We start from the raw sequence: 24619 nt of genomic DNA, 5'->3' as shown, positions 1-24619 counted from the left end.
ATCTTTCTTACTTTCAGGGATGAAAAGAGATAATTGATGAGATTATTTTACAGCAAACCTCACAGAGAATCTTTTTCAGTCATCTTTAAGTTAATGTCGAAAAGTGATCAGATTTAATCACTAAAATTAAATGGATTTATTTAATAGTAAAATGTTATTGTTGTCATCATTTGGTTGTTTTGTGTTATATGTTGATTATTGTATAAAAGTAAATATTTTATTTTACATATAATTTAAAAATCAAAAAAATATTTAATGACATTTTTACGTGTGAGTTTTATCTTTTTAAAATGAACAATTCATGATCTGATCAGTTTTTGAATTTCCGACTGGATTTTTTTGTTTTGCTTCCTGAATTTTAAAATAAAAAATAACAAGAAACCAATAAATAATGTCCCGAAACATAGTATAAAAACCGTTAAATATCTGTAATTGCTCTTAAGTTCTTCACTTTTTATCTGAGTTTCTTTATTGTGATTGTTGATGGAATGGTTGATGGAAGTAAGCTCATTTTGCTCCCTTTTAAAGCGCATTTCAAAATACTTTTTATTATAATTTTGGTAGAGTTCTGGCTTTCCCATGGCGAGATAATTTTCAGACATTTCCTTGTAAATTCCTTCATTAAGAATGAGGTCGCCTGTATTTTTGCAGAGATTTTCAGCTTTTATTAAAAGGTTTAATGCGGTTGCGTTTTTGCGTTTTTGTTTATAGATTTCTGCCAGACCTTTCAATGCAAATGCTTCTAAGCTTTTAGCTTTTCCTTTTTGCGCATAATTAATTGATTCCATAAACGCAGACTTAGCATTTTCTATCTGGTTGAGGTTGATATAGCAATACCCAATGTTGTAATACACGACACTCATGTTGGCAAAAGTGCTTGTTTTAACTTTTACTTTTTCAAAATTTTTAATAGAGATCAGGAACTTTTCGAGTGCAATTTCAGAATTCGACTGGCTTTTATAAATCATCCCGCGAATAGCGTAGCTTCTAGCTGTTTCAACAAGCTTTTCGGGAACATCATCAGGTAATTTTTGGAGAAGATTATCTGCTTCGTTTAACGTCTCAAGACTTTTGCTGAAGAGTTCCATTTGCTGATATTGTATTCCCACAGAAACCAAAACGCTGGCTTGGGTTTTCAGATCATTGGTTTTTTGAGCGAGTTCTTTCGCTTTTAAGATATATTGAAGTGATGCGTCAAAGTTTCTTTTTGCAATATTTGCTGTCGACAGAAGTAGATAAAGAGTTATGGATTTATTAATGTCTTTTTCCTTTTTCAGGAGAGCTTTTGTAATATTTATCGTTTTTTCAGGGTTGTCATAAATTTCCAGACGTGCTTTTTTCATCAGAGAATCATCGGAAATCTTTTGTCCATACATTGAGATCTGACAGACTAAAAATATGAATGTAATTATTTTTAAAACTAATTTCATGATACTCTGTTTTTACTGATTTCCTGAATATAAACATTGGGAGACATCCCCGTTACAGATTTAAAAACGGTAGTAAACGCGCTGTGAGAAGAAAATCCCGAGAATTCTGCGAGATAACTTACTTTATAATTAAGATACGTAGAATCTGTTTTTAATAAATGAGCAATGTGGTTGATTCTTAGTTCATTAATGTATCCGTTAAAGTTTTTTCCTTTAGTGTTATTGATAACCTCAGAAAGATATTTTGTGTTGACTCCCATTTGTGCAGAAAGCATGGAAAGCGACATGTTTTTGTTTAAATATCGGTCGGTATGTTCCCATTCTTCAAGTTTTTGTAGAATTTCTTCCTCTTTTTCCTTCGAAATTTTATTAGAATCTTTTTCAATGCTTTTATCAGCAATAATTATCATTTCTTCTGTTTTCGGAACGGTTAAATGAGGTATCTGTTCCCATTTTTTTTGTTTTTCAAAGAAATCGAGTTGTTTTTTTAAGTCTTTATTTCTTCTTATTTCAATTAAAAAATAAATGATTAACCCAATAACTAATAATAAAAGAACTGTTGCTATGATCCAAAACTTTTTAGATTCATTTTGTTCCTGAAATTCAAGGTTTTGATTTTGATTATTTTCAACCAGTTTTACAATATATCGTATTCCTTCTTTTGTATTGGAATCTAATTTTGTTCTAAGATCCGTATAAAGTTTGTTGTAATAATGATATTTTTCGTCATTATTAAGAGCGAGATAGTTTTTGGCTAAAGATTCGTAGATTTTTATTTTTAAACCGTTATAAGGTATATTTTCAATCTTTGAAAGCCCTTTTTCTAAGTTTTTTATAGACGAAATATAGTCTTCTTTTAGGAAGAAATAACGTGACATATTTTCACAGGCTAACGCATAGAGAAAAGTGTTATTATTTTGTTTTTCAATGATGTATATGGTGTTTTCAAGCAGTTTTTTAGAATCCTCAAGCTTGTTTTGCCTCATTAAATAAGAAGATCTGAAGATCTTGTTTTCAAGACCTATGATTTTGTTTTCTTCGTTTTTATCATTGATAAATTCGTCACTTTTATCGAGTTTTTCTAATGCTGAAACATAATTTCTGTTGATCCCAAAATTAATAGCCTGAAGCTGATACAATTTAGCAATCGTAATTCTTACTTTAGGATTTTCACTTTTATTAAATAATTTACTGTCAGACAATAGATTAGAGATGATTCTTTGAGACTGATTATAGAGATCTAAATTCTGATATTGGTCAGCAAGATTGTAATCCGCAAACATCTGCATAAAATAGGAAAGACTTTCTTTTTCTCTGTTTTCCTTTTGATTTGAGATGTTCACAGACTGAACGTAATCTCCTTTCATTGCAAAAGCTTGGGATATAATGTTTTGCAAAACAATTTTATGTTCAATGTTCTGATCGCTGATGAGAAGACTTTGCGAATAGTTGATACAGTCGTCAGGGTTTTGATATAATTTTTGAAAAGCTTTATCTACTAAAATATTGAAATCGGGACCAGATTGTCCGTTGATAAAGACTGAATAGAGTAGTATGATGAGTATTTTGATATTACTTTTCAGCATTTTTTTGATCAATGATTTGTTTTTTATAGTTTTTTTTTCAATCTTCTTACAATCTGTCCTCAAAATAATTTTTTTTATATAGGTTTGTTTTTTAGGGATTTAAATATTTAGTTCTTTTAAATTTCACGAATTATGTAAGTCATTTTCTTTTCAATGGGTAAATATAATATTAATATTGTTTCCACCAATTCAAAATATTAAAACCAAAGAAATATGAAAAATATTTACAAAATTTCAATCAAAGCATTGTATGCTTGTTGTTTATTTGGCTTTTCAGTTACCAATGCACAGCTTACAGTGATGGCAACAGGTAATTTTACTGTTGGCGGTATTTCTGATAACGGAATCGTAAGCATGCACACGAGTGGTGGTGGTATTTATAAATGGGATGCTGTGAATGGAATGGTTCAGATCGGAACATTAAGCAATGGCTATCCCGCCGCAGGAAGAACGCTTATTTCTAATGACGGAACAAAGATTGGTTCTTCAGCTACAAATACTGTTACAGGTTTTAATGAGATCTCAACCTATAATGTAACAACTTCTACCTGGACGAATCTGGGCGGACTTGTTCCTACCGGATGGGACGGAAGCGTAAGCTCAACTTGGGGAATGACACCAAACGGTAATACGATTGTCGGTTTGGGCTGGATTTCCGCAGCAAGCGCACATGCTGTAAAATGGAATGCTCAGAATGGGGTAGTAGATCTCGGAAGCATGATCCCCGGAAGTAGCTCAAGAGCAAATGCCGTAAATACTGATGGAACTGTGATTGTTGGCTGGCAAGATGAAGTTGACGGAACAAGAAGCGGTGCAAAATGGGTAAATGGCGTAGAAAGTTTTATTAAAGATAATAATGGTGATAATGTAGGCGAAGCTGGCGATGTTTCAGCAGATGGAAATACGATTATTGGAACAGGTTATCCTGAACCTTATGTTTGGAACAGTGTTTCCGGACTTACATACATAACACATCCTAATTCCTCGGTCTTCTTCAGAGGTGGTGCGACCGGTATATCAGCTAACGGACAAACAGTGATTGGCTTTTTCAGGCCTTTCCCCGGGCCGCCCATGACTGGAGAAGGCTTTATATGGACCCAGGCAGGAGGACGTGTTAATTTAAATGATTATGCAACGGCAGTTGGGGTCAATACAATAGGGGTAACCATGTCTCTTCCGCTGGCGATATCTCAGGACGGAAAAAAGATTGCAGGTATCGGAATGAATGCTTCCAATCAGACGGTTGCTTTCTATCTTCAGCTTCCGAACGAGATTCTTGCAACGGATGAAACAGTAAAAAATAAAACAAATGCATCAATTTATCCTAATCCGGTAAAAGACATTCTTTACATAAAAGGAGTTGATAAAATTGAAAAAGCAGAAGTATACAATATGGTCGGTCAAAAAGTAATATCATTTAATTCCGTACAAGATAAGGTTGACGTAGCATCCTTATCCAAAGGGAATTATATATTACAAATTCATGTGAAAGGGGAAGTTTCGCAGAGTTATAAATTCATCAAGCAGTAAAGTAAAATTAGACACTTAAAAAGACTTGACCAAAAAACTCGCAGCTCATCCCTGCGAGTTTTGTTTTATTTAAAGACATTCAATCTTAATTACTCTTCATCTTCAATTTCGCCTTCCTCATCCTCATACTGCTCAAGATAATATGAAAAACTGAAATCTTCCACTTCATCTTCAGCATCCTCAAGAGTTGTAAGTAGATCTTCAAAAATTTCAAGCTGATCTACCGTAAGGTTTACAAATTCGATGTGAAGAGGCATTTCCAACTCACCCGTAATAACATCAGAAAGGGCATCCAAGTTATCCCCAAAATGCTCTGGAAGAGTAATTTTTTCTTTTAATTGTGTATAAAAATCTTCATAATCACCAATGTCGGTGAAGTCTATATATATTGTCTTCATATCTTTTTATTATTTCTTTAATTTATTTGTCATTGCGAGAAGCGAAGCGACGAAGCAATCTCAAAAACGATTCATGATCTCTTTGATATCATCTGTTAAATCTCTCCATTCAGGATTTATAGAATTTATTAAATCTAGTTTCTTTTGTCTTGAACCTGCCTTAATTTGTTTTTCTCTAAAAATTGCATCTCCGATTTCTTGAAAAGACTCCCAATAAACTAATTTTTGCAAATTGTACTTTGCGGTAAAACTTAGTTCATGGAATTTTTCTTTATGTTCTTGGATCCGACTAGGTAAATTTGATGTTACTCCTGTATAAAGAGTAGTATTCTTTTGATTAGTCATTATGTAAATAAAACCTGCTTTCATTTATTATTGAGATTGCTTCGTCGCTTTCGCTCCTCGCAATGACGGGTTACTGCTTTTCAAAACTCTTATAATGGTTTTTGGTAAGATAAACATCACCGTTTTTGGTGAAAATAATTCGGTCTGCATTTCGATTTCCGCAGTTGTAATTTACATCAGCTTCAAAATATTTTTCATCTTTTGGAAGACTTCCTTCTCTGTTATTGAATTTATCTCCGCCAATTGCTTTTCCGGGCAAAACATCGCAAAGGTTTCCTCTTGACGGATCCCAGCCCTGTTTTCTGGCTTCGTTTTTTGTAATGTAATAATCAGGAAGTTTGTGGTTTTGTTTTACATAATCAATAACCGTTTTATCTTTGGTTAATTGATCAATAGATTGTTGACTCGAAGAATTACCCGCTGAATTTTGATTTTCAGCACTACCATAATTAACGGTTTCTGTTTTTATAACATTTGAACTGCCTTTTTTATCAGCAATAAAATTATTGTAAATATACATCGCAGACATTCCAAAAAGAAGTCCGAGACAGATGAAAAATAATGACCTTGTTTTACTATTCATGTTTTAATGTCAATTGTCAATTTTACTTTGTAAGTGAATAGCCAATTTTAAAATTCACAATTGACCATTCACTATTCACTTTTTATCCTTCTCTCCATTCCTCAGGAATATCGCAAACCGGGATAGGATCCATTTTATGTTTTGCAGCTTTATGCATTCTGTCGAAAATTAAAAATACTTCTTTGTCACGGCCTTCATAATCATCGGCTGTTTTTGTTCCGTATTCTTTTTGAATTTTTTCTAATTCAGGGTAAGTTGCTCCAATTTGCTGTTCATCGGTTCTGTCAACATCCCAAAGTCCATCCGTAGGAATTGCTTCCTGAATATTTTTAACTAAATTTAAAGATTTTGCTAATTTATAAACTTCAGTTTTATAAAGATCGGCAATCGGAGAGACATCAACACCGCCATCACCATATTTTGTATAAAACCCAATTCCGAAATCCTCTACTTTATTTCCTGTTCCACACACTAAAAGTCCATTCAATTGACCATAATAATACAAAGTAAGCATTCTCAAACGAGATCGAGTGTTGGCGAAAGCCAATTTTTCGTTGGGGTAAAGATCATCATGAACATCAAAACTTTTATATAATTCTTCAAAAGCAGGAGTTAAATTAACAGACATTGTTTCTACGTTTGGGAATCTTGATTTCAAATCATTCATATGTTCCCAAGCGCGGTTTACCTGATCTTCTTTTTGGCGGATCGGCATTTCAATTAACAAAGTTTTTAGCCCCGTCATCGCTGCCAAAGTAGATACTACTCCTGAATCTACTCCTCCTGAAACTCCTAAAACATATCCGTTTACCTTTGCTTTTGTAGCATAATCTTTTAACCAGTTTACAATATGATCTGTTACTTTTTGTGTCTGCATTGTTTATATTTTTTTTAGTCTATTCTGAATTTCTTAGAATATTTTACTTTGTTACTTATGTTTTTCAAACCGATTTTATGAATGTCATTTCCTTCCGAAACTTCGAGTGAAAATGAAATTCCAAAATTAGTGGTTTTTTTGCATCTAAACTTAGGATTTTTGTCTTAAAATCATGATTTTGAACTGTATTTTTCACATTGTAATTCATACCAGAAACAAACTCCGTCAGGTTCCATAAATTCGTTCATTCTTTCGAAACCTAGTTTTTGTAAAATATGATTAGAAGCATCATTTTCAGAGTGAGCCATTGCGTAGATTATATCAATATTTAAATCATTAAAACCATAATCCAAAGAAGCCTTTGCTGATTCTAGAGCATAACCTTTCCCCCAATATTCCGGCATGAAACGATAACCTAGCTCATAAACATTGTTGTAACCGTTGATTTCTTGGGTTAAAAATTTTAATCCGCTCCAGCCAATTAGTAAATTACTTTCTTTTTCAATCACAGCGAATCTACCAATACCATTGTCTTCGTATTGTTTTTGAATAGTTCTGATAACATCTTTCGATTGATTTACATCTTTCAAAACCGGAACACCAATATATTTCATAACTTCAGGATCAGAATCCAAAAGAAATAAACGTTCATAATCGTTTTCTTCGAGTTTTCTTAATATCAATCTGTCGGTTTCGAGTTGCATGGTTTTTTTGAATTAAAATTTGGTTTATTGTTCTTTTTGTTCATCCAAGAAAATAGTAACATCGGTTTTCAAACCTTTTTTTACATCTGTTTCTTTCATTTTATTTCCTCCTAAATTTACGGTTTGCATGTCTTTATTTAAAGAAATATCCAATTTTTGAAGCTGATTATGTTCAAGGTTTAATTTTCTTAAATTTTTCAATGAACTTAAGTCTATCGTTTTTAATTTATTTAAAGATAATGTTAGCTGATTAATTCTTGGTGCTACTCTGAACATAATATTTTCAATAGAATTATTGTCAAGATATAATGAAGTTAAGTTTTGCACATTATCAGCCTCAAATTTAGAGATTTTACAGCCTGTGCAAGAAAATAATTCTAATTTGCTGAGGTTCTTTATTGCCCCATTTGCAATCGAATTGTCATCCAAAACAACCATCGTTGCATTTTTGAAATAGACAAGATCATCGGTTGAAGTGATGCCTTTATTCACTAAAAATAAGTTGGTGATTGCTTCAGCTTCAAATTTACTGATACCCTTGTCTTTATTAATGTCAAAATTTTCTACGACTGCTTTTTCAAGGTTTTTATCCTTAAAAGTGAGGTTTTGACTAAATAAAACGGTTGATGTTAAGCTTAAAACTGCTGTTATAAATATTTTATTTTTCATCATTTGGTTGTGTTTAAATCCGTATTTTTGTAAACTTAAATTCCATGTAAAAATAATGAAGATTTTTAGAACTATTGCGCTTTCTTCACTCTTAGTTTTGAGTCTGAATTCTTGTAAGAAAGATACTCAGAACCAATGGAATGTGGAAGTCAAAAACCCTGCCGAAAAAGTTGAAATTACGGATATTTCGAAACAATTTTATGATCCGAATGTAAGTTTAGATCAGTTTAAAACTCAATTTCCTTGGTTTCAGGGGACGGTTTCTGATGCCGACTTCGGAAAAAGAAGAACCGATGCCGGAGAAGTAAAATTGTATAAAGAAGCGATCGGTAAAATAGACCAGAATAAGCTTCAAAAAGAACTTCAGGATCTGTTTTCTCATATTAAATATTACTTTCCTCAATTCAAGAGCCCAAAAGTATTTTTGTTTTCATCGGCTTTACAGATGATTCAGGATCCGATATTTTATGATGAGAAAGGGAATCTTCTGTTCATAGATGTTACAGGTTTTATGGGAGATGGAAATCCAAACTACAAAGGGTTAGAACTGTATTTCCAGAAATCAATGAACCCTCAGAATATTGTACCGAAAGTTTCACAGATATTTGCTGAAAATGTGGTTAAAGAATCGCCTGATCACCAAAAATTTATTGATCAGATTATTCTTAACGGAAAAATAATGATTGTTCAGGATGCATTTTTACCGAATTTCCCGGATTATCTGAAAATGAACTACACGCAAAAACAATATGACTGGACGGTTGCAAATGAAGCCAACATCTGGAACTATTTTGTTGAAAATAATCTGATTTTTGGAGATGATCATAGGTTGGTAGAGCGTTTTATTGCTCCCGGACCATTCTCTAAATTTTACACAGAAATAGACAATGAATCTTCACCACAAGTCGGAATTTTCGCAGGATGGCAGGTTTGCAGAACCTATTTTAAAGAAAAACCTGATACCAAGTTGGTAGATTTCCTGAAAATGGATGCTACAACGATTTTTAATCAATCAGGATATAAACCGAAATTGAAGTAAGAGGCGGGGAGTTAGAAGTTAGAAGTTAGAAGTTAGAAGTTAGAAGTTAGAAGTTGGCGGGAAAGTTATTTACCAGCAAAAAAATAAAATTATTAGAAATATATAGAAAGTTATGAGAAAGACTCAAATTACGATAGACGTTGAATTAGATGAAAACCACATTCCTGAACTTATTACTTGGAATGCGCAGGATGGAGGAATTGAAAAAGAAGAAACTAAAGCAACGATGATTTCCGTTTGGGATGATAAAAAGATGGAAGCGTTAAGAATTGATCTTTGGACAAAAGAAATGCCTGTTGATCAAATGAAAATGTTTATGCACCAAATTTTACTTTCTCTTGGAAGTACTTACCAAAGAGCAACAGGAGAGGAAGATGTAGCACAATGGATCGAGCAGATTGCAGAACAATTTGCGGTAAAATCTGCTATAAAAATGTAAGAATGCTTCTGGCTTTTAGCAACTGGCAATTGGCTTTTTTGCTAAAAGTACAAAGCAGATAATAATAAAGTTTTGGCAGGTTAGTTGTAAAGCTAAAGGCCAAAAGCAATAAGCTAAAAGCAAAATATTATGAATTTTAATACAAAAGTTATTCACGGAGGACAACATCACGAATCTGCAACAGGTTCTGTGAATGTTCCTGTATTTTTAACATCTACATTCGCACAAAAAAGCCCTGGAGTACATTCAGGTTATGAATATTCAAGAGCGGCAAACCCTACAAGACAGGCGTTGGAAGACTCTTTGGCAAGCATCGAGAACGGAGCAAGAGGTCTTGCTTTTGGTTCTGGTTTAGCGGCAATCGACTGTGTTTTAAAATTATTAAACCCGGGTGATGAGGTTGTTGCAGTAGATGATTTGTATGGTGGAACCTACAGAATGTTCACGAGACTTTTTGAAAAATATCAGTTGAAATTTACCTTCGTTAATTTTGATGATGCTTCAAAAATCGCCGATGTTATTACAGATAAAACAAAACTGATTTGGATTGAAACACCAACCAATCCATTGATGAAATTGGTTGATATCAAAGCTGTTGTAGAAATTGCAAAAGGAAAAAACATTCTGGTTGCTGTTGATAATACTTTCGCGACACCTTATTTACAGAGACCAATTGATTTGGGAGCTGATATCGTAATGCATTCTGCTACAAAATATTTAGGAGGTCACTCTGACGTTATTGCCGGAGCGTTGGTTGCAAAAGATGCTGAGTTAGGAGATCAACTTCACTTCATCCAATTTGCAAGCGGTGGAATTTTAGGACCACACGATTCTTATTTGGTGTTGAGAGGAATTAAAACATTGGCATTAAGAGTTCAAAGACATTCAGAAAACGGAATGGCAGTGGCGAAATATCTTGAATCTCACCCTGCAGTAGATAAAGTAATTTATCCGGGATTAGAATCTCATCCACAATATGAATTGGCAAAAGCTCAAATGAAAGATTTCGGAGGAATGGTTTCTTTCACTTTCAAGTCAGGTAAAAAAGAAGATGCTGTTAAGTTTTTAGAGAAAGTAAGAGTTTTCACGTTGGCGGAATCTCTTGGTGGAGTAGAATCTTTGGCGAATCACCCTGCGTTGATGACTCACGCTTCTATTCCTGCTGAAAAACGCGCTGAACTTGGGATTACCGATGATCTAGTTCGTTTAAGCGTTGGAATTGAAGATGCAGAAGATCTTATTGCAGATTTAGAAAAAGCCTTTTCTTAATTTAATTTTTTTCTTAAGAAGCTGTTTCCCGCTTTCCACTATATCTTTTGTTACGCTGCGCTACACAAAAGGATGTCGTTTCAATCGGGGCTAGGGTTGCAGTCGATTATTTAAACATTTGGAAGATAATCACAAAGTGTGAAAAATAAAATTAATTAAAAATAAAAAATAATGAGAAAGATTCAGATTTTAGTGCTGTTCATTTTAAGTCAAGTTGCATATTCTCAGGTGAAAAATACCGATGAATTATACAAAACGGCGAAGAAATTAGACAGTTTGATATTCGATATCGGATTTAACAAATGTGATCTTTCTCATTATCCTTCTATCGTGAGTGATGATTTAGAATTTTACCACGATAAAGGCGGAATTACTTCTGGCGAAAAAGCCTTCACTGCCTCAATAAAAAATAACATTTGTGGTGGACCAAATAAAGTAAGACGTGAATTGGTTCCCAATAGCATGAAGGTTTACCCTTTGTATAAGGATAATGTTTTGTATGCCTTTATTGAAGAAGGCGAACATGATTTTGCCGAACTCTATCAAGGAAAATGGAATAAAGGAAGCCGTGCAAAATTCACCATTTTATGGATTTTGGAAGGTAAAGACTGGAAAATGAAAAGAGTTTTAAGTTTCGACCATCATTTATAGTTAAGATGAAAAATACAAGAAAATCTACCATTCAGGATTTGACTCAATTGGCTGAATTGTTTGATCAATACAGAGTTTTTTACCATAAAGAGTCTGATATTCCTGCCGCTGAAAATTTCCTGAAAGAAAGAATCGAAAATAAAGATTCCGAAATTTTTGTTGCCGAGGAAAATGGAAATTTAGTTGGTTTTGTTCAATTATATCCAATATTTTCTTCCACAAGAATGAAGCCTTATTGGCTGTTGAATGATTTATATGTCAACGAAAATCACCGCGGAAAAGGCTTTTCAAAAGAATTAATTGAAGAAGCTAAACAATTGGCGAAATCCACCGATGCGTGCGGAGTTTTGCTGGAAACAGGAAAATCCAACGATGTCGGAAATCAATTATATCCGGCTTGCGGTTTCGAATTGTATGATTCTGTTAACTTCTACGAATGGACAAACAATTTATAAACGATCATTGATAAATTATAAATGATTAAAGCGCGATTGTCATCAATTATCGCTTATCATTTATCAACTATATTTTATTACCCATATTAACATGACTGATTTTCAAAAATACGTTCAGAGATATTTAGATAACATTCCTTCCGCAGATTGGTTGGGAGAATTGAAAATTTCTGGAGAAAAAACAATAGCTATTTATTCAAAACTTTCAGAAGAACAATCTCATTTTGCTTACGATGAAGGAAAATGGACTTTGAAGGAATTGCTGTTACATTTATCGGACACCGAAAGAATTTTTCAATATCGAATTTTAGCGTTTGCAAGAGGTGATAAAAATGAATTACCCGGCTTTGATGAAGAATTATATGCTGCTAATTCTTTTGCTAACGAAAGAACTTTAGAATCTTTGTTGGAAGAATATAAACTGATCAGAAAATCTTCTCAGATTTTATTGGAAACATTAAATTCATCAGTTTTACATAATATCGGAACAGCCAACGGAAATGAAATTTCTGTAGAAACTATCGGGAAATTAATTGTCGGCCATAATATTCACCATTTGAATATTATTGAGGAAAGGTATTTGCCGAGATTATAATTTTGCAAAATATTTTAAACATATTAATAGGAACGGGCTTTAGCCCGTTTTTTTATGACAGAAAATCAATTGGCTTTAGCCAAAATTTAAAATGAATTCTTATTTTTGGACAAAACAACACAAATCCCTTTTATTAAAATGTATGTACACCTTGTCTTTTCAACAAGGAATAGAATTCCTTATTTAGATAAATCAGAGTTAAGAGTAAAAGTATGGAAACATATTAAAGAAAATGCTTCAGAAAAAGGTATTTATTTAGATATGATTAATGGGTATTTTGATCATTGTCATTGTTTAATCTCTTTGGGTTCGAACCAAAATATAGAAAAAGTTGTGCAACTCATAAAAGGAGAATCTTCAAATTGGATTAATAAAAATCAATTGACAAAAGAAAAGTTTTCTTGGCAGGATGAATATTTTGCGGTATCAGTTTCAGAATCGATGATTGATTCAGTGAGGAATTATATTAAAAATCAGGAGAGGCATCACAGTAAGAAAACATTTGCAGAAGAATATCAAGAATTTATGGAAATATAAATTTGTAATTTAAGTTTTGGCTAAAGCCGAATGATTTTATCTTTTAGTTGAATGGGCTAAAGCCCATTCCTATTGAATAGAGCATTTTAATTTATAATTTTATGTCTAAAGATTTGTAAATTTGCGGTCGAATAAAATCAATAGGAACGGGTTTTAACCCGTTTATCAATATTAAATTTTCAGTATGGCTTTAGCCAAAACTTAAAAATTTTAGATTAAACAATGGAAAACATCATCAACATATTAAAATCCGGCGGAACCATCCTTTACCCAACAGACACAATCTGGGGAATTGGCTGTGACGCGACAAACATAGAGGCAATCAACAAAATTTTTGACATCAAGAAACGTGAAAAAAACAAATCGATGATCATTTTGGTGGAAACTGAAAAGAGATTACAGGATTTGGTTGACGTTCCGGAGATGGCTTGGGAAATCATGGATTTAAGTGAAAAACCTGTAACCCTGGTTTACGAGAATCCAAAAGGTTTACCTAAAGAATTATTGGCAGAAGACGGAAGCATCGGAATCCGTTTGGTGAAAAATGATTTCTGTAAAAAATTAATTACAAAATTAAACAGACCTTTAGTGTCAACGTCAGCGAATTTCAGTGGAGATAAAAGTCCGTTGAAATTCTCGGATATTTCGAAAGAAATTATTGATCTGGTAGATTATGCAGTTGAAGAAGACAGAGAAAAAGTGTCAAAATATTCAGGTTCATCTGTAATAAAAATCTGGAGCGATAACAGAATAAAAGTTCTTCGCGAGTAAAAGAAAAGATTTTAATTATCTTTGCAAGATCATTCAACCATTAAGGCATTAAGAATATGAAGTCAGCGGCTTGATAAACTTAATTTCTTAGTGGTTTTACATTAGATAATGGTCGGTAATTCAGCTATAATTTGAATTCTGACTGTACATCTAATATCTAAACTTTAAATATTTAAGCATCTAAAAAAATGTTCATTAATCTTAATCAAAATAAAAACTTAAAGCTTTTCAAAATAATCTCTGAAGTCGCGGACAAAAATAATCAGTCGGTATATATTGTCGGCGGATATGTTCGGGACCTTTTGATGAAGAGAAAAGCTTCAACGGATATTGATTTTGTTACCGAACAGAGCGGTATTGAACTTGCTGAAAGTGTAGGCAAAGAAATAGATCCTAAAATGAAGGTTTCTGTTTTCAAAACTTACGGAACAGCGATGGTCAGATACAAAGACCTAGAACTTGAATTTGTAGGCGCCAGAAAAGAAAGCTACACCGAAAACAGCCGTAAACCGGAAGTAGAAGGTGGTACATTAGAAGACGATCAGAAAAGAAGAGATTTTACCATTAATGCAATGGCGATCTCTTTGAATAAAGATAATTTTGGTGAATTGATCGATCCTTTCAATGGTGTCGATGATTTGGGGAAAGAAATTTTAAGAACGCCACTAGAGCCTGCTCAAACCTATTCTGACGATCCGTTAAGGATGATGAGAGCGATACGTTTTGCATCAACATTGAATTTCAAAATTGAAGAAAACTCTTTAGAAGCCATAAAACAGGAAGCGGAGCGAATTAAAATTGTTTCCATGGAAAGAATTATGGTTGAATTTAATAAAATCATGCTTTCTGAAAAACCATCGATCGGATTGAGATTGATGGAAGAAACAGGATTGATGAAATTAATTATCCCTGAATTAATTGAACTAAAAGGAATAGAAGAGGTAGAAGGTCAAACTCACAAGGATAATTTTTACCACACATTAGAAGTGGTAGATAACATTTCTTTGAACACTAATAATCTTTGGCTGCGTTGGTCTGCATTGCTCCACGATATAGGAAAAGCTCCGACAAAAAAATTCGTTGAAGGAACGGGCTGGACTTTCCATGGACATGAGTTTTTAGGATCAAAAATGGTAAAAGCGATGTTTCAAAAGTTGAAATTACCGTTGGGTCCGGACATGAAGTATGTTCAGAAAATGGTAAAACTTTCATCTCGTCCAATCGCTTTGATCACGGACGATGCATCAGATTCGGCGTTGAGAAGATTACTTTTCGATGCCGGCGAAAATATGGAAGATCTTTTTACGCTTTGTAAGGCTGATATAACCACGAAAAACTCTAAAAAGCAAGAGCGATTTAAAAAGAATTTTGAATACGTTGCTGTTAAAATAAAAGAGGTTGAAGAAAAAGATCACGTTAGAAATTTCCAGCCACCCATTTCAGGAGAGGAGATTATGGAAATGTTTAATCTTAAACCCGGACGTGAGATTGGAATTTTAAAGGAAAAAGTAAAAGAAGCCATTTTGGAAGGCGAAATTCTTAATGATAAAGAAGAAGCCACAAAATTTGTGATCGTAGAAGCTGAGAAATTAGGTTTGAAAATGTAATGATATGCTTTTAGGAACGTTTGATTTTTATGTTTTAGCTTTAATGCTAATATTTAATTTCGGAGTCTGGAAATATAGAATAATAAAAAAATGCAACTGGATCATTTATCTGGTTGCATTTTTATTATTCGGTTTTTTACTTCCCATTTTATCTATGAATTTTGAAATTGAAAATGCTACTAAAGATCTTGAAATTGTAGATAATTTTACACTTCTTTATACTTATTTTAGGTTTCCAACATGGTGGTTTATTGGGACTTTAGAAATAGCTTGTTTGAAGTTTATTCTAAATAAGACAAAATAAAAATCCGGGCACCTTTTCGAAGAGATGCCCGGATATAAAACACAAATGATGAAAAAAAATAAAAATTTATAATAAACGCCGAAGCGCAAATTTTAGTTTTTATAGAAACCGTTCGTTCCGATTCCTGTAGTGAAAGTTTTTAATAAAGAACCATTAGTTGCATTATAAACATTCACTTTACTGTCTGCAGTGAAACTTGCATCAGAAGCGAAGATTTTACCGTCAATTACATTAAATCCGTATAAATTTCCTGTTGTAGTCACAATAGGAGTAGTAGGAACAGTTGTAGAACCTACAGTCATAGAATATATTTTGTTGCTGGAATTGAAAAAGTAAAACTTATTCGCATCAATTCTTAATTTCTGAGCTTGAGGAATTGCCGTCAACGTTGTCGTTGTATATGCTCCTGTAGTTGAATTAATCTTATAAATGTAAGAATTCGTATTGTCAGAAGCCAACACATAAGCATCTCCGTTGTAAGAGATAAGATCTCTGATTATTCCGTTGCTTGGAAGTGTTACGGTTTTGTCAACAACGTTTGTTGAAGCTTTTACAATCGTAATTGTATATCCCGTTGGCAATTCGCTGTAAGGAGGAGTAGATTCGTAAGTAACACCGTCGGTTTGCACTACAATATTTCCGTTGGCTTCAACTACTTTTTCTGCAGATCTTGCGAAACTGATACTTTTTACAAAAGAATTGTCTTTGTTGTAAACATTCAGTTTCATTACGTCAAAAAAGTTATTGTTGGTTACGTAATACTGATTTCCGGAAAACGCAATATATCTCGGATTTTGAAGATTAGTCGTTACAGTAGCCTGTTTTTTAAAGGTATATCTGTTAACGATATCAATTTTATTAGGTACATTTGAAACCAGATAAGCATTGTTTCCGTCAAAACCTATTGTCTGTAAAACATTCCCTAAAACCTCATTATTTTTTCCTGAATAAATTTTGTTAGCTAATGCAGAAAGGTCATTGGTAACAAAAGAAACCTCTGCTGTCGGAGTTGTAAATCCGCCTTCGTTGGTGATAAGAATTCCGTTTTCAAAGGTAGTTTCTAAAACAACATCGTCGCTGTCACTGCTACAAGAAACATTGAAAAGTAATGTTGCAGCAAATGCAAGGGATAAAATTTTTCTGATATTCATTATATTTAATTATTTATTTAAAAATTGATATTCAAATTCACACTATAATTTCTCAAAGGCATCGGATAAAATGCTGTTGTCGCATATACTTGGTTAAAAATATTATTCACTTTAAAACCTACTGTGTAATTTTTAAGAATCGTTGCAGAAATACCTGCATTCATTACAAAATAAGGTTCCAAAGCATCTTCTCTTTTTTCGTCGGTATCTGCATAGGTTAGCCCGTTGAACATTCCCTGAACATACAATCTCATAAAATCATATTGATAATCAATGTTTCCAAATAACTTGTGGAAAGGAACGTACATCAGCTGTTTATCCGTGTCAAGATTGGTAGATTTGGTGTATGAATAGCCTAAATTCGTTCTCAGATTATGCTTCCCGAATTTTTTTTCATAATCGATTCTGGATTCAATTCCATAAGATTCAACTCTGTTGGTGTTGAAAGCGGAGTAATATCCTAGCGGACTAGGCAACCATTGGATCATATCCTTAATCTTCATGTAATATGGAGTGACCGAAAGCTGTACATCAGCAATTTTGAACTGATTTCTCAATTCAATCTGATAAGATGTCTCTGGTTTCAAATCTTTATTTCCGCCCGGGCTCCAGTACAGATCATTAAATGTTGGAAATCTGAAATTCCTTGAAGCACTGATTCCCACATTATACCAATCGACAGCATTCCACTTCCCTGAAAACGAAAATTGGAGTGGCGAACTGATATCTTCAACAAAATCTTTTTTAACTCCGGCTTCAAAACGAAGATCTTTCGTCGTGAAATAACGCAATAATCCTGCTACAGAACCTACATTTCTGCTTATATGATCGATTCCGGATGCATAACCTTCTCCTTTATTAACCTGAAATTCTGTAATTAAGTTGAAATTTAATTTTGGAACAATAAAATAATTAAAATCATTTTTCAAAATATAATTTTTTCCTGTTCCACCACTTGTTTTTGGTCCGTCGATATTCCCAAAATATTGGAAATTTTCTTCCGTATAAGCTGCTTTAAATGAATTGCTGAACTTAGTTTTATTCCAATCCCACGAGATTAAACTTCTTACATTTTGAGTTCCATATTTTGTAGGAGTCTGACTTTCAAAGAAAACAGGATAATGCTGATTTCCATTAAAAAATTCAGAGATCCATGAGATCTGATGATGAGGTGCTATTTTATAAGCTGCCGAAAAATTTAAATTGGTATTGTTGTATTTTCCGTTTCTGTTGATATAATCACGTGACTCTTCAACTTCGTAATCATTTTCACTTATCGAATAATGACCGGAGGCCTTGAAACTGAATTTCTCGTTGCTGTAAGAAGCCTTAAGCAAATTATTGTAGGTGCCGAAAGATGCCGCTTCAGAAAATAACGAAGCATGAGCGCCTCTGTTAAAATCCAGATTATTATTTAAATGAATGCTTCCACCGATCGCGCCGCTGCCATAACTTACACTTCCTCCGCCAGATTTTACAATAAGCTGATCAAATCCCCCAAAAGGAATATTATTAACGTCACCCTGACCCAAAAAGTTAGAGTTAATATTAATTCCGTTCCATACAAAAGCGGTTTGCGATGCTGTTGTCCCTCTGAAAGATGGCGAAGAAACTGCTCCACGACCATTTTCTTTAATATAAACGGCAGATTGAAAACGTAAAAGTTCAGAAAGATTGGTTGAGTTTTTCTCAGCATCCTGAGGAGTAATGGTGGTAACGTTATGAAAAAGTTTAACCTTACTCATTTGGTTATCAAAAACATAAACGGTATCTATGGTTTTCTCCTGTGCGAAAAGAAAACAACCATAAGACGAAAAAAGCAGTACTAAAGATCTTTTTATATCCATTACTATTTTACTTTTCCTCCGAAAGCAATCTATTTTTTTATTATAATTTTGGCAGGTCTCCTGACTTTCGCTTTCTACACCTTCCCGTTTGCACAGTGGTTTTTCGTAGAAATTTTGGTTGCGATTTACAGTTGCGGGGACAGTTTGGGGTTCTCACCCAATTCCCTTTTCATTCCAATACATTGGAAACCAAAATTTTTGCAAAGGTAAATTTATTAAATTGAAATGCAAAATCGAGAAAGCCTTAAATCAAAAAATCTCACGATAGCTATTATTCAAAATTGCCTATTACCAATTACTCATTACCTATTTTTCAGGAGCTATTTCCCGCTTTCCGTTACAATCTTTTTTTTCAAAAAAGGATTTTCACTGCAATCGGGGCTAGGGTATTTATCGCCTTTTCAATTGTTCCCGTCATTGCGAACCGAATGTGAAGCAATCTCATAAAAAAATTAGTGATAAAAAAGATTGCTTCGTCGCTTTGCTCCTCGCAATGACAATAAACTTTACTGAATGAAACGCCTTTGCCAACGAAAATATTCTCAATAATTTTAAAGAAAACCTTTGTGATCTTTGTGTTTAAAACAAAAATAGTTCTACAAAAACGTAGCATCAAAATAAAACGGCAACAAATCTTTAATAGAATTCACTTTCACGACCACATCATTCATGCTCGAAAAATAAAGATCAATATTTTCATTCTGCTTGGTTTCATATTCAATTAAGCTTTGTCTGCAAGCTCCACAAGGCGGAATTGGCGGATTTTTCTCGTGAAATTCTCTCGGTCCGCCAACAATAAAGATCTTTTTGATCTTTTCATTCGGAAAATTGGCTGCTACCCAGAATAAAGTCGTTCTTTCGGCACAAAGACCGGACGGAAAAGCTGCATTTTCCTGATTATTTCCGGAGAATATTTCTCCATTTTCCAATAAAACCGAACAGCCTACCAAAAAGTTGGAATAAGGGGCGTAAGCATTTTCTCTGGCTTGTTTTGCTCTTGCGAACAACGTATTTTCTATATCGCTAAGTTCACTGTTATTTTTAAAATATTCGTAACCTATCTGTATGTCTTTTTTCATATATTGTGGACCTAAAAAAGGGGGATAAAATTAGCTCTTTTTCATCAGGTGGACAATATTATTTTATCCTTCAAAATTTTTAATTAAAATTCAAAACATCAAACATGTTATACACTCCTATAAAATTCAGAAATGTTGAGTTAAAGAACCGTTGGGTAATGTCTCCAATGTGTATGTATTCTTGTGAAAACGGGATGGCTAATGATTTTCATTATGTACATTACGGAAGCAGGTCGCAGGGCGGAACAGGATTAATTATGGTAGAAGCAACCGGAGTTGAACCCCGCGGAAGGATCACCAACCATTGCATGGGTATCTGGAATGACGAACAGGCCGAGAAACTACAGAAAATTGTTGAGTTTGTACATAAAAATTCAGACAGCAAAATAGGAATACAAATTGCTCATGCAGGAAGAAAAGGTTCAACTTGGAACAATCTGCAAATCCCTGTTGAAGAAGGTTGGGAAACTGTTGCGCCAAGCCCGATTCCTTATCATCCCACAGAAAGAATTCCGCATGTTTTAACAGTAGAAGAGATTAAAGAACAGGTTCAAAACTTTAAAGAGGCTGTAAGAAGAGCTGTAAAAGCAGGTTTTGATGTGATTGAAATTCACGGAGCACATGGATATTTGGTTCATCAGTTTTTATCTCCGCTTTCCAACATCAGAACCGATGAATATGGCGGAAGCTTTGAGAACAGAATTAGGTTTTTATTGGAAATTGTAGATGCCGTAAATGAAGAATTAAACGAAAATGTAGCGCTGTTTGTAAGGATTTCAGGTACAGAATACGCTGAAAATGGCTGGGATATTGAAAGCAGTGTAGAATTAGCGAAAGTATTAAAAAATCATTCAGTCGATTTGGTAGACGTTTCAAGCGGCGGAAATATTCATGGAGTAAAGATTCCTCTTTTTGACGGATACCAAGTTCCTCTTTCTTCTCAGGTCAAAAACGAGGCGGAAGTAAAAACCGGTGCCGTTGGCTTAATTAAAAAAGTATCACATGCGGAAGAAATTCTTCAAAAAGGCGATGCAGATTTAATTTTTATTGCCAGAGAGATCTTAAGAAATCCATACATTGCTGTTCAGGGTTCATTTGAAATGAATGAAGAATGTTTCTTTCCTCATCAATATTTAAGAGCTAAAATTTCTTCTTAATTTTATACAATTAATTTTTAAAAAGATGAAAATAGAGGATTTCATGTTGCCGTGCCCAAGTAAAAAGTTCTTAGGAATAGAATGTTTTGGCTGCGGTGCTCAAAGAGCTATTGTTATGGTTTTTGAAGGAAGATTCTCTGATGCTTTTCATATGTTTCCGGCTGTTTATACGCTTTTGATATTTTTATTTACTGTAGGAATAAGTTTTATTGATAAAAAAAGAAGTTACGGAAATGTTTTAATTATAATGGCGATTATTAATTCAATTATAATGGTAATTGCTTACTTTTACAAACATTTTTATCTTAATTTGCACTAAAACATTAAAATTATAACTATGAATCAACAAAAATTACCCAACGCTACGGCTGTGCTCGTATTAGGAATCGTATCTATTATCGGATGTTGTTGCTACGGAGTAGTAGGTATTATCACAGGTATTATCGGATTGTATCTTTACAAAAAAGATAATGAATTGTACAAGCAAAATCCTGATCTTTATTCGGATTACAGCAATTTGAATACAGGTAGAATATTATGTATCATTGGTCTTGTATTAAGTGTTTTATACATCGCTTATTTGATCGTGGTGATCTCTACACTAGGTTGGGATGCTATGAAAGATCCTCAACTGATGCAGGAGAGAATAAAAGAATTAACGGGGCAATAATTAAATTTAAAACATAAAAAAGAGACTGCATATTTGCGGTCTTTTTTTTGGAAAATTTTTAAGTTAACGTTGTCTTGATTGATTTGTAAGTTTTTAATCTTAATTCATATAAAAGCGAAAAATAATCGTAGAATTACTACAAAATATGAATCTACACGGTAAAAGCTTTCTGAATTAAAATCTGAAATATATCTTTGTTATACCAAAAATAAAAAATCATAAAATCTTTATTGATTAAAATTTACAGATATGGCAGCAAATTCAAGAGGAATCTTAAAATTCAACGGAAGCGAGGGTCAAAAACTATTAAGACTTAATTATAGTGTCGCAAGATCTACAGACGTTTCAGGACGCGTAGCATCAGACCCATCTAACGCAATTATCAAGTTAACGATCGAAGCTACAGAAAAATCAGACATTCTGGAAAGCTTACTGAACGGTAAATACAAGCCGACAAGCGGAGAAGTTACTTTCAACAAATCTCATGAAGAAGGTACTTTGATCACTTTAAACTGGGAAAACGGTTACGTTATCCAGCATGAAGTAGACTTTGATGCTGTAGACGAAAACAGTATGCTGATCAGTTTCGTGATAAGCGCAGAAAAAATCAATTACGGAAATTCTGCTTACGAAGGACTTTGGCCATCTAGCTAGGTCTCAAGGAGTAAGCAACACTTATAGAAGACTGTCCCTCAAGACGGTCTTTTTTTACCTGTAGTAGAAGTTTATTTTATAAAGTAAAAACATAATTTGTTCTTTATAAATTTTCTTTGTTTGAATAATTTTTATAAATTTATAAACATCACAATCACAAAATATGTCTACCACACCTGAACAGGCGCGAGGCAATTCGTTTCGTCCTTCCCAAAATGCAGATGGAGTCTCTGAAAATCATCACACGGGGATCAACCGTTTGGTCAAATTATCTTTAGTAATCGAGGGTAAAGTGATAAAGTATTACAAGCATTTTAATTTAAAGCAAAGTGCTCAGCGTCATCATGAGTTTACACTTACGTTGGCTCACGATACTTTGGGAGACCGCCAGACACATACTTTAGAAGAAGCCAATAAATTTTTAGGAAAACGTTTAACAGCCGTTATTTCTTATAAAGACATTGATAAAAGCCCAGAAAGAACATTCGTGGGAGTAATTACCGGAGTAGGATTCAGTCAGGAAAAGATGAGTCTGGGTAATATTGTTTTATCAGGTTACAGCCCTACAGTTTTATTGGATGGAGCTCCTCATATTCAAAGTTTTGGAGGTGATAAACCTGTAAATATGGGTATCATTGCTGAAGAAGTAATCAAACAGGGAATCGATAAAAGTCGTTTTGATATCAGAATTGATACCAATGATTATTCTCAAATTATCTACAGCAGTCAATACGACGAAACGCATTACAATTATTTGGCGAGAATGGCGGAAGCATATGGCGAACAATTTTATTATGACGGTGAGGTTTTACATTTTGGAAAACTTCCTCCTCAGAACAAACCTATCAAAATTGTCTACGGAAGCAGCGCCAATGATATTAAAGTTGAATTGAAAGCGGTGCATACCAAGCCTCAATTTTACGGCTATAACAGCAATAAGCATGAAAAACTGACTTCAGGAGCAACACCGATTCAGCATGTAGGAGATTTGGCAAAAACGGCTTACGAACACAACGATAAGATCTTTAAAACACCTTCTTTACGTGTGGCGCCTGTGAAAGCAACGACACATCTTGATGTGGAATATTCTCAGAAAAGTACGGCAGGAAGTGAAGCGGTGAATGTTTTTAATTTATCAGGATCTACCACGGTTCCGTTTTTACATCCGGGTTGTGTGGTTGATGTTCAGATGAGAAAAGTTGATACTAATGAAAGCTCTTATTTCACTAAAATTATGGTCACGGAAGCTGAACATGAAATTGATACTTTAGGACATTATAAAGGAAGTTTTAAAGGAATCTCTTCTGATACAGGATTTTTACCTAAGCCAGAATTTACGGCTCCCAAAGCTGAACCGCAAATTGCAACCGTAATTTCAAATGCTGATCCGGAAGGACAGGGTAGAATTCAGGTGAGATTTGACTGGCAGACGAGCGAAACCACTCATTTTATCAGAATGATGAGCCCTGACGCAGGTGGAACAGACGAAATCACTCAAAACAGAGGATATGTTGCTATTCCGGAAGTTGGAGATCAGGTGATGGTGAATTTTGTTCACAATCATCCCGACAGACCTTTCGTAATGGGCGGAATGTTTCATGGAGCGGTTGGATTAGGTGGCGGAGTTAACAATCATTTAAAATCAATTCAAACCAGAAGCGGAATCAGAATTTTAATGAATGACGAAGAGGGAAGTGTAAATATCATCGATCCAAGCGGAAATTATTTCTTTATGGATGGTAAAGGCAATATTTCTGTTAACGCACCTAAAAATTTCACCTTAAAAGCTGGGGAAAATATCAGCATCACTGCAGGAAAAGAAATTTCAATTGATGCAGGAGAAAGCATTACAAGTTCAGCCAATGAAAATATTGTTGCCACTGCCGGAACAGATATTATGATCACGGCAACAGGCGACATCAAAGAATCTTCGGATACAAGAACGGAGATGGTAGAAAAGGAATTCAGAAGACAATCTGAAACTTCCAATGAAATTGCAGGAGAGATTGCAATGTTCAGCGAAAAAGAAAATATGACCATGCAGAGTGGAAAAATTGTAGAATTCAACAGTGCCGAAAAATCAAAACTTTTCTAATCATGGCAATAAGAAAAACCGCAAAAAATATATTGATTAAGGTAAATGATTCTTACCATCTGAGTGTTGGTAAAAAGGTTGAAAAAATTGCCCAAAAGATCAATACCGAAGCTAAAAAAGGAAACCTTGTTTTGGCAAGCAATAAAAAGATAATGTCACATGGGAACAAATAAATTC

General features: G+C 33.9%; 28 protein-coding genes and 1 riboswitch. Of the genes, 17 read left to right on the top strand and 11 right to left on the bottom strand.

The genetic code is table 11. The annotated features are described in order from the left end of the window. Positions 1 to 299: 299 nt before the first annotated feature. Both EG348_RS01370 and EG348_RS01365 read right to left on the bottom strand, forming a co-directional pair. Positions 300 to 1430 (bottom strand): tetratricopeptide repeat protein, encoded by a 1131-nt coding sequence (locus EG348_RS01370; protein ID WP_123979982.1) that lies wholly within the window; start codon positions 1428 to 1430, stop codon positions 300 to 302. Continuing rightward, positions 1427 to 3016, bottom strand: coding sequence for a response regulator transcription factor (locus EG348_RS01365; RefSeq protein WP_228414815.1), 1590 nt, complete (start codon positions 3014 to 3016; stop codon positions 1427 to 1429). The genes EG348_RS01370 and EG348_RS01365 overlap by 4 nt, the downstream gene beginning before the upstream one ends. Positions 3017 to 3229: 213 nt before the next feature. Here EG348_RS01365 and EG348_RS01360 point away from each other — a divergent pair, with 213 nt between their 5' ends. After that, the gene (locus tag EG348_RS01360; RefSeq protein WP_123979978.1) at positions 3230 to 4546 is read left to right on the top strand and encodes a T9SS type A sorting domain-containing protein; all 1317 of its coding nucleotides are present in this window, start codon (positions 3230 to 3232) and stop codon (positions 4544 to 4546) included. Between the two features lie 89 nt (positions 4547 to 4635). Here the strand turns inward: EG348_RS01360 and EG348_RS01355 are convergent, their stop codons facing one another. The 6 genes from EG348_RS01355 to EG348_RS01330 form a co-directional block, all read right to left on the bottom strand. Next, positions 4636 to 4944, bottom strand: a complete 309-nt coding sequence (locus EG348_RS01355; RefSeq protein ID WP_123979976.1) for a barstar family protein — start codon at positions 4942 to 4944, stop codon at positions 4636 to 4638. Between the two features lie 60 nt (positions 4945 to 5004). Then, complete coding sequence (locus EG348_RS01350) at positions 5005 to 5313, bottom strand: GIY-YIG nuclease family protein (RefSeq protein WP_123979974.1); 309 nt, start codon at positions 5311 to 5313, stop codon at positions 5005 to 5007. Between the two features lie 46 nt (positions 5314 to 5359). Beyond that, a complete protein-coding gene (locus EG348_RS01345; protein ID WP_228414814.1) occupies positions 5360 to 5872 on the bottom strand; it encodes a ribonuclease domain-containing protein in 513 nt (170 codons plus the stop codon). A gap of 82 nt (positions 5873 to 5954) precedes the next feature. Continuing rightward, the gene (gene nadE, locus EG348_RS01340) at positions 5955 to 6749 is read right to left on the bottom strand and encodes an NAD(+) synthase (protein ID WP_123979972.1); all 795 of its coding nucleotides are present in this window, start codon (positions 6747 to 6749) and stop codon (positions 5955 to 5957) included. Between the two features lie 170 nt (positions 6750 to 6919). Then, the gene (locus EG348_RS01335; RefSeq protein ID WP_123979970.1) at positions 6920 to 7453 is read right to left on the bottom strand and encodes a GNAT family N-acetyltransferase; all 534 of its coding nucleotides are present in this window, start codon (positions 7451 to 7453) and stop codon (positions 6920 to 6922) included. Between the two features lie 24 nt (positions 7454 to 7477). Then, complete coding sequence (locus EG348_RS01330; RefSeq protein WP_123979968.1) at positions 7478 to 8125, bottom strand: leucine-rich repeat domain-containing protein; 648 nt, start codon at positions 8123 to 8125, stop codon at positions 7478 to 7480. A 52-nt stretch (positions 8126 to 8177) separates the two neighbouring features. Between EG348_RS01330 and EG348_RS01325 the strand changes: the two genes are divergently transcribed. The 10 genes from EG348_RS01325 to EG348_RS01280 all read left to right on the top strand — a co-directional run bounded on the left by EG348_RS01325 (position 8178) and on the right by EG348_RS01280 (position 15789). After that, the gene (locus EG348_RS01325; RefSeq protein ID WP_123979966.1) at positions 8178 to 9161 is read left to right on the top strand and encodes a gliding motility protein GldB; all 984 of its coding nucleotides are present in this window, start codon (positions 8178 to 8180) and stop codon (positions 9159 to 9161) included. Positions 9162 to 9273: 112 nt separating this feature from the next. Then, a complete protein-coding gene (gene gldC, locus EG348_RS01320) occupies positions 9274 to 9600 on the top strand; it encodes a gliding motility protein GldC (RefSeq protein WP_123979964.1) in 327 nt (108 codons plus the stop codon). A 129-nt stretch (positions 9601 to 9729) separates the two neighbouring features. Then, positions 9730 to 10869: a cystathionine gamma-synthase gene (locus tag EG348_RS01315; protein WP_072408265.1), complete on the top strand. Its 1140-nt coding sequence runs from the start codon at positions 9730 to 9732 to the stop codon at positions 10867 to 10869. A gap of 171 nt (positions 10870 to 11040) precedes the next feature. After that, positions 11041 to 11520 carry a DUF4440 domain-containing protein gene (locus tag EG348_RS01310; RefSeq protein WP_123979962.1) on the top strand — a complete coding sequence of 160 codons (480 nt, stop codon included), beginning with the start codon at positions 11041 to 11043 and terminating at the stop codon, positions 11518 to 11520. Positions 11521 to 11525: 5 nt separating this feature from the next. Then, positions 11526 to 11975, top strand: a complete 450-nt coding sequence (locus EG348_RS01305) for a GNAT family N-acetyltransferase (protein WP_123979960.1) — start codon at positions 11526 to 11528, stop codon at positions 11973 to 11975. Positions 11976 to 12066: 91 nt separating this feature from the next. Continuing rightward, entirely contained in the window at positions 12067 to 12570 is a 504-nt protein-coding gene (locus EG348_RS01300) for a DinB family protein (protein ID WP_123979958.1), read from the top strand. Between the two features lie 105 nt (positions 12571 to 12675). Then, entirely contained in the window at positions 12676 to 13107 is a 432-nt protein-coding gene (gene tnpA, locus EG348_RS01295; protein ID WP_317126991.1) for an IS200/IS605 family transposase, read from the top strand. Positions 13108 to 13329: 222 nt separating this feature from the next. Continuing rightward, positions 13330 to 13878 (top strand): L-threonylcarbamoyladenylate synthase, encoded by a 549-nt coding sequence (locus tag EG348_RS01290; protein WP_123979956.1) that lies wholly within the window; start codon positions 13330 to 13332, stop codon positions 13876 to 13878. Positions 13879 to 14066: 188 nt separating this feature from the next. After that, the gene (locus EG348_RS01285) at positions 14067 to 15485 is read left to right on the top strand and encodes a CCA tRNA nucleotidyltransferase (RefSeq protein ID WP_123979954.1); all 1419 of its coding nucleotides are present in this window, start codon (positions 14067 to 14069) and stop codon (positions 15483 to 15485) included. A 4-nt stretch (positions 15486 to 15489) separates the two neighbouring features. Continuing rightward, complete coding sequence (locus EG348_RS01280; RefSeq protein WP_123979952.1) at positions 15490 to 15789, top strand: hypothetical protein; 300 nt, start codon at positions 15490 to 15492, stop codon at positions 15787 to 15789. A gap of 92 nt (positions 15790 to 15881) precedes the next feature. On the opposite strand, the gene EG348_RS01275 is transcribed toward EG348_RS01280, so the two are convergent. The 3 genes from EG348_RS01275 to EG348_RS01265 all read right to left on the bottom strand — a co-directional run bounded on the left by EG348_RS01275 (position 15882) and on the right by EG348_RS01265 (position 19866). Next, positions 15882 to 16940, bottom strand: a complete 1059-nt coding sequence (locus tag EG348_RS01275; protein WP_123979950.1) for a hypothetical protein — start codon at positions 16938 to 16940, stop codon at positions 15882 to 15884. Between the two features lie 17 nt (positions 16941 to 16957). Then, positions 16958 to 18787, bottom strand: coding sequence for a TonB-dependent receptor plug domain-containing protein (locus EG348_RS01270; RefSeq protein ID WP_123979948.1), 1830 nt, complete (start codon positions 18785 to 18787; stop codon positions 16958 to 16960). Between the two features lie 32 nt (positions 18788 to 18819). Continuing rightward, positions 18820 to 18996, bottom strand: a riboswitch (cobalamin riboswitch). A 387-nt stretch (positions 18997 to 19383) separates the two neighbouring features. Further along, complete coding sequence (locus tag EG348_RS01265; protein WP_123979946.1) at positions 19384 to 19866, bottom strand: cytidine deaminase; 483 nt, start codon at positions 19864 to 19866, stop codon at positions 19384 to 19386. 104 nt (positions 19867 to 19970) lie between these two features. Between EG348_RS01265 and namA the strand changes: the two genes are divergently transcribed. The 6 genes from namA (at position 19971) to EG348_RS21580 (ending at position 24615) form a co-directional block, all read left to right on the top strand. Then, positions 19971 to 21023 (top strand): NADPH dehydrogenase NamA, encoded by a 1053-nt coding sequence (gene namA / locus EG348_RS01260; RefSeq protein ID WP_123979944.1) that lies wholly within the window; start codon positions 19971 to 19973, stop codon positions 21021 to 21023. A gap of 25 nt (positions 21024 to 21048) precedes the next feature. Further along, positions 21049 to 21342 carry a DUF2752 domain-containing protein gene (locus EG348_RS01255; protein ID WP_123979942.1) on the top strand — a complete coding sequence of 98 codons (294 nt, stop codon included), beginning with the start codon at positions 21049 to 21051 and terminating at the stop codon, positions 21340 to 21342. 18 nt (positions 21343 to 21360) lie between these two features. Continuing rightward, positions 21361 to 21693 carry a CCC motif membrane protein gene (locus EG348_RS01250; RefSeq protein ID WP_123979940.1) on the top strand — a complete coding sequence of 111 codons (333 nt, stop codon included), beginning with the start codon at positions 21361 to 21363 and terminating at the stop codon, positions 21691 to 21693. 249 nt (positions 21694 to 21942) lie between these two features. Continuing rightward, positions 21943 to 22347 (top strand): type VI secretion system tube protein TssD, encoded by a 405-nt coding sequence (gene tssD, locus EG348_RS01245; protein ID WP_072408290.1) that lies wholly within the window; start codon positions 21943 to 21945, stop codon positions 22345 to 22347. 163 nt (positions 22348 to 22510) lie between these two features. Then, on the top strand, positions 22511 to 24442 hold the full coding sequence (locus EG348_RS01240) for a type VI secretion system Vgr family protein (RefSeq protein ID WP_123979938.1): 1932 nt from the start codon (positions 22511 to 22513) through the stop codon (positions 24440 to 24442). A 2-nt stretch (positions 24443 to 24444) separates the two neighbouring features. Further along, entirely contained in the window at positions 24445 to 24615 is a 171-nt protein-coding gene (locus tag EG348_RS21580) for a hypothetical protein (RefSeq protein ID WP_164463236.1), read from the top strand. Positions 24616 to 24619 lie beyond the last annotated feature (4 nt).

Origin of the sequence: Chryseobacterium sp. G0201 (assembly GCF_003815655.1) — a bacterium.
Taxonomy (GTDB): Bacteria; Bacteroidota; Bacteroidia; order Flavobacteriales; family Weeksellaceae; genus Chryseobacterium.
Note: the sequence above shows the minus strand (reverse complement) of the source record. Positions and strands in the feature narration are given on the sequence as shown.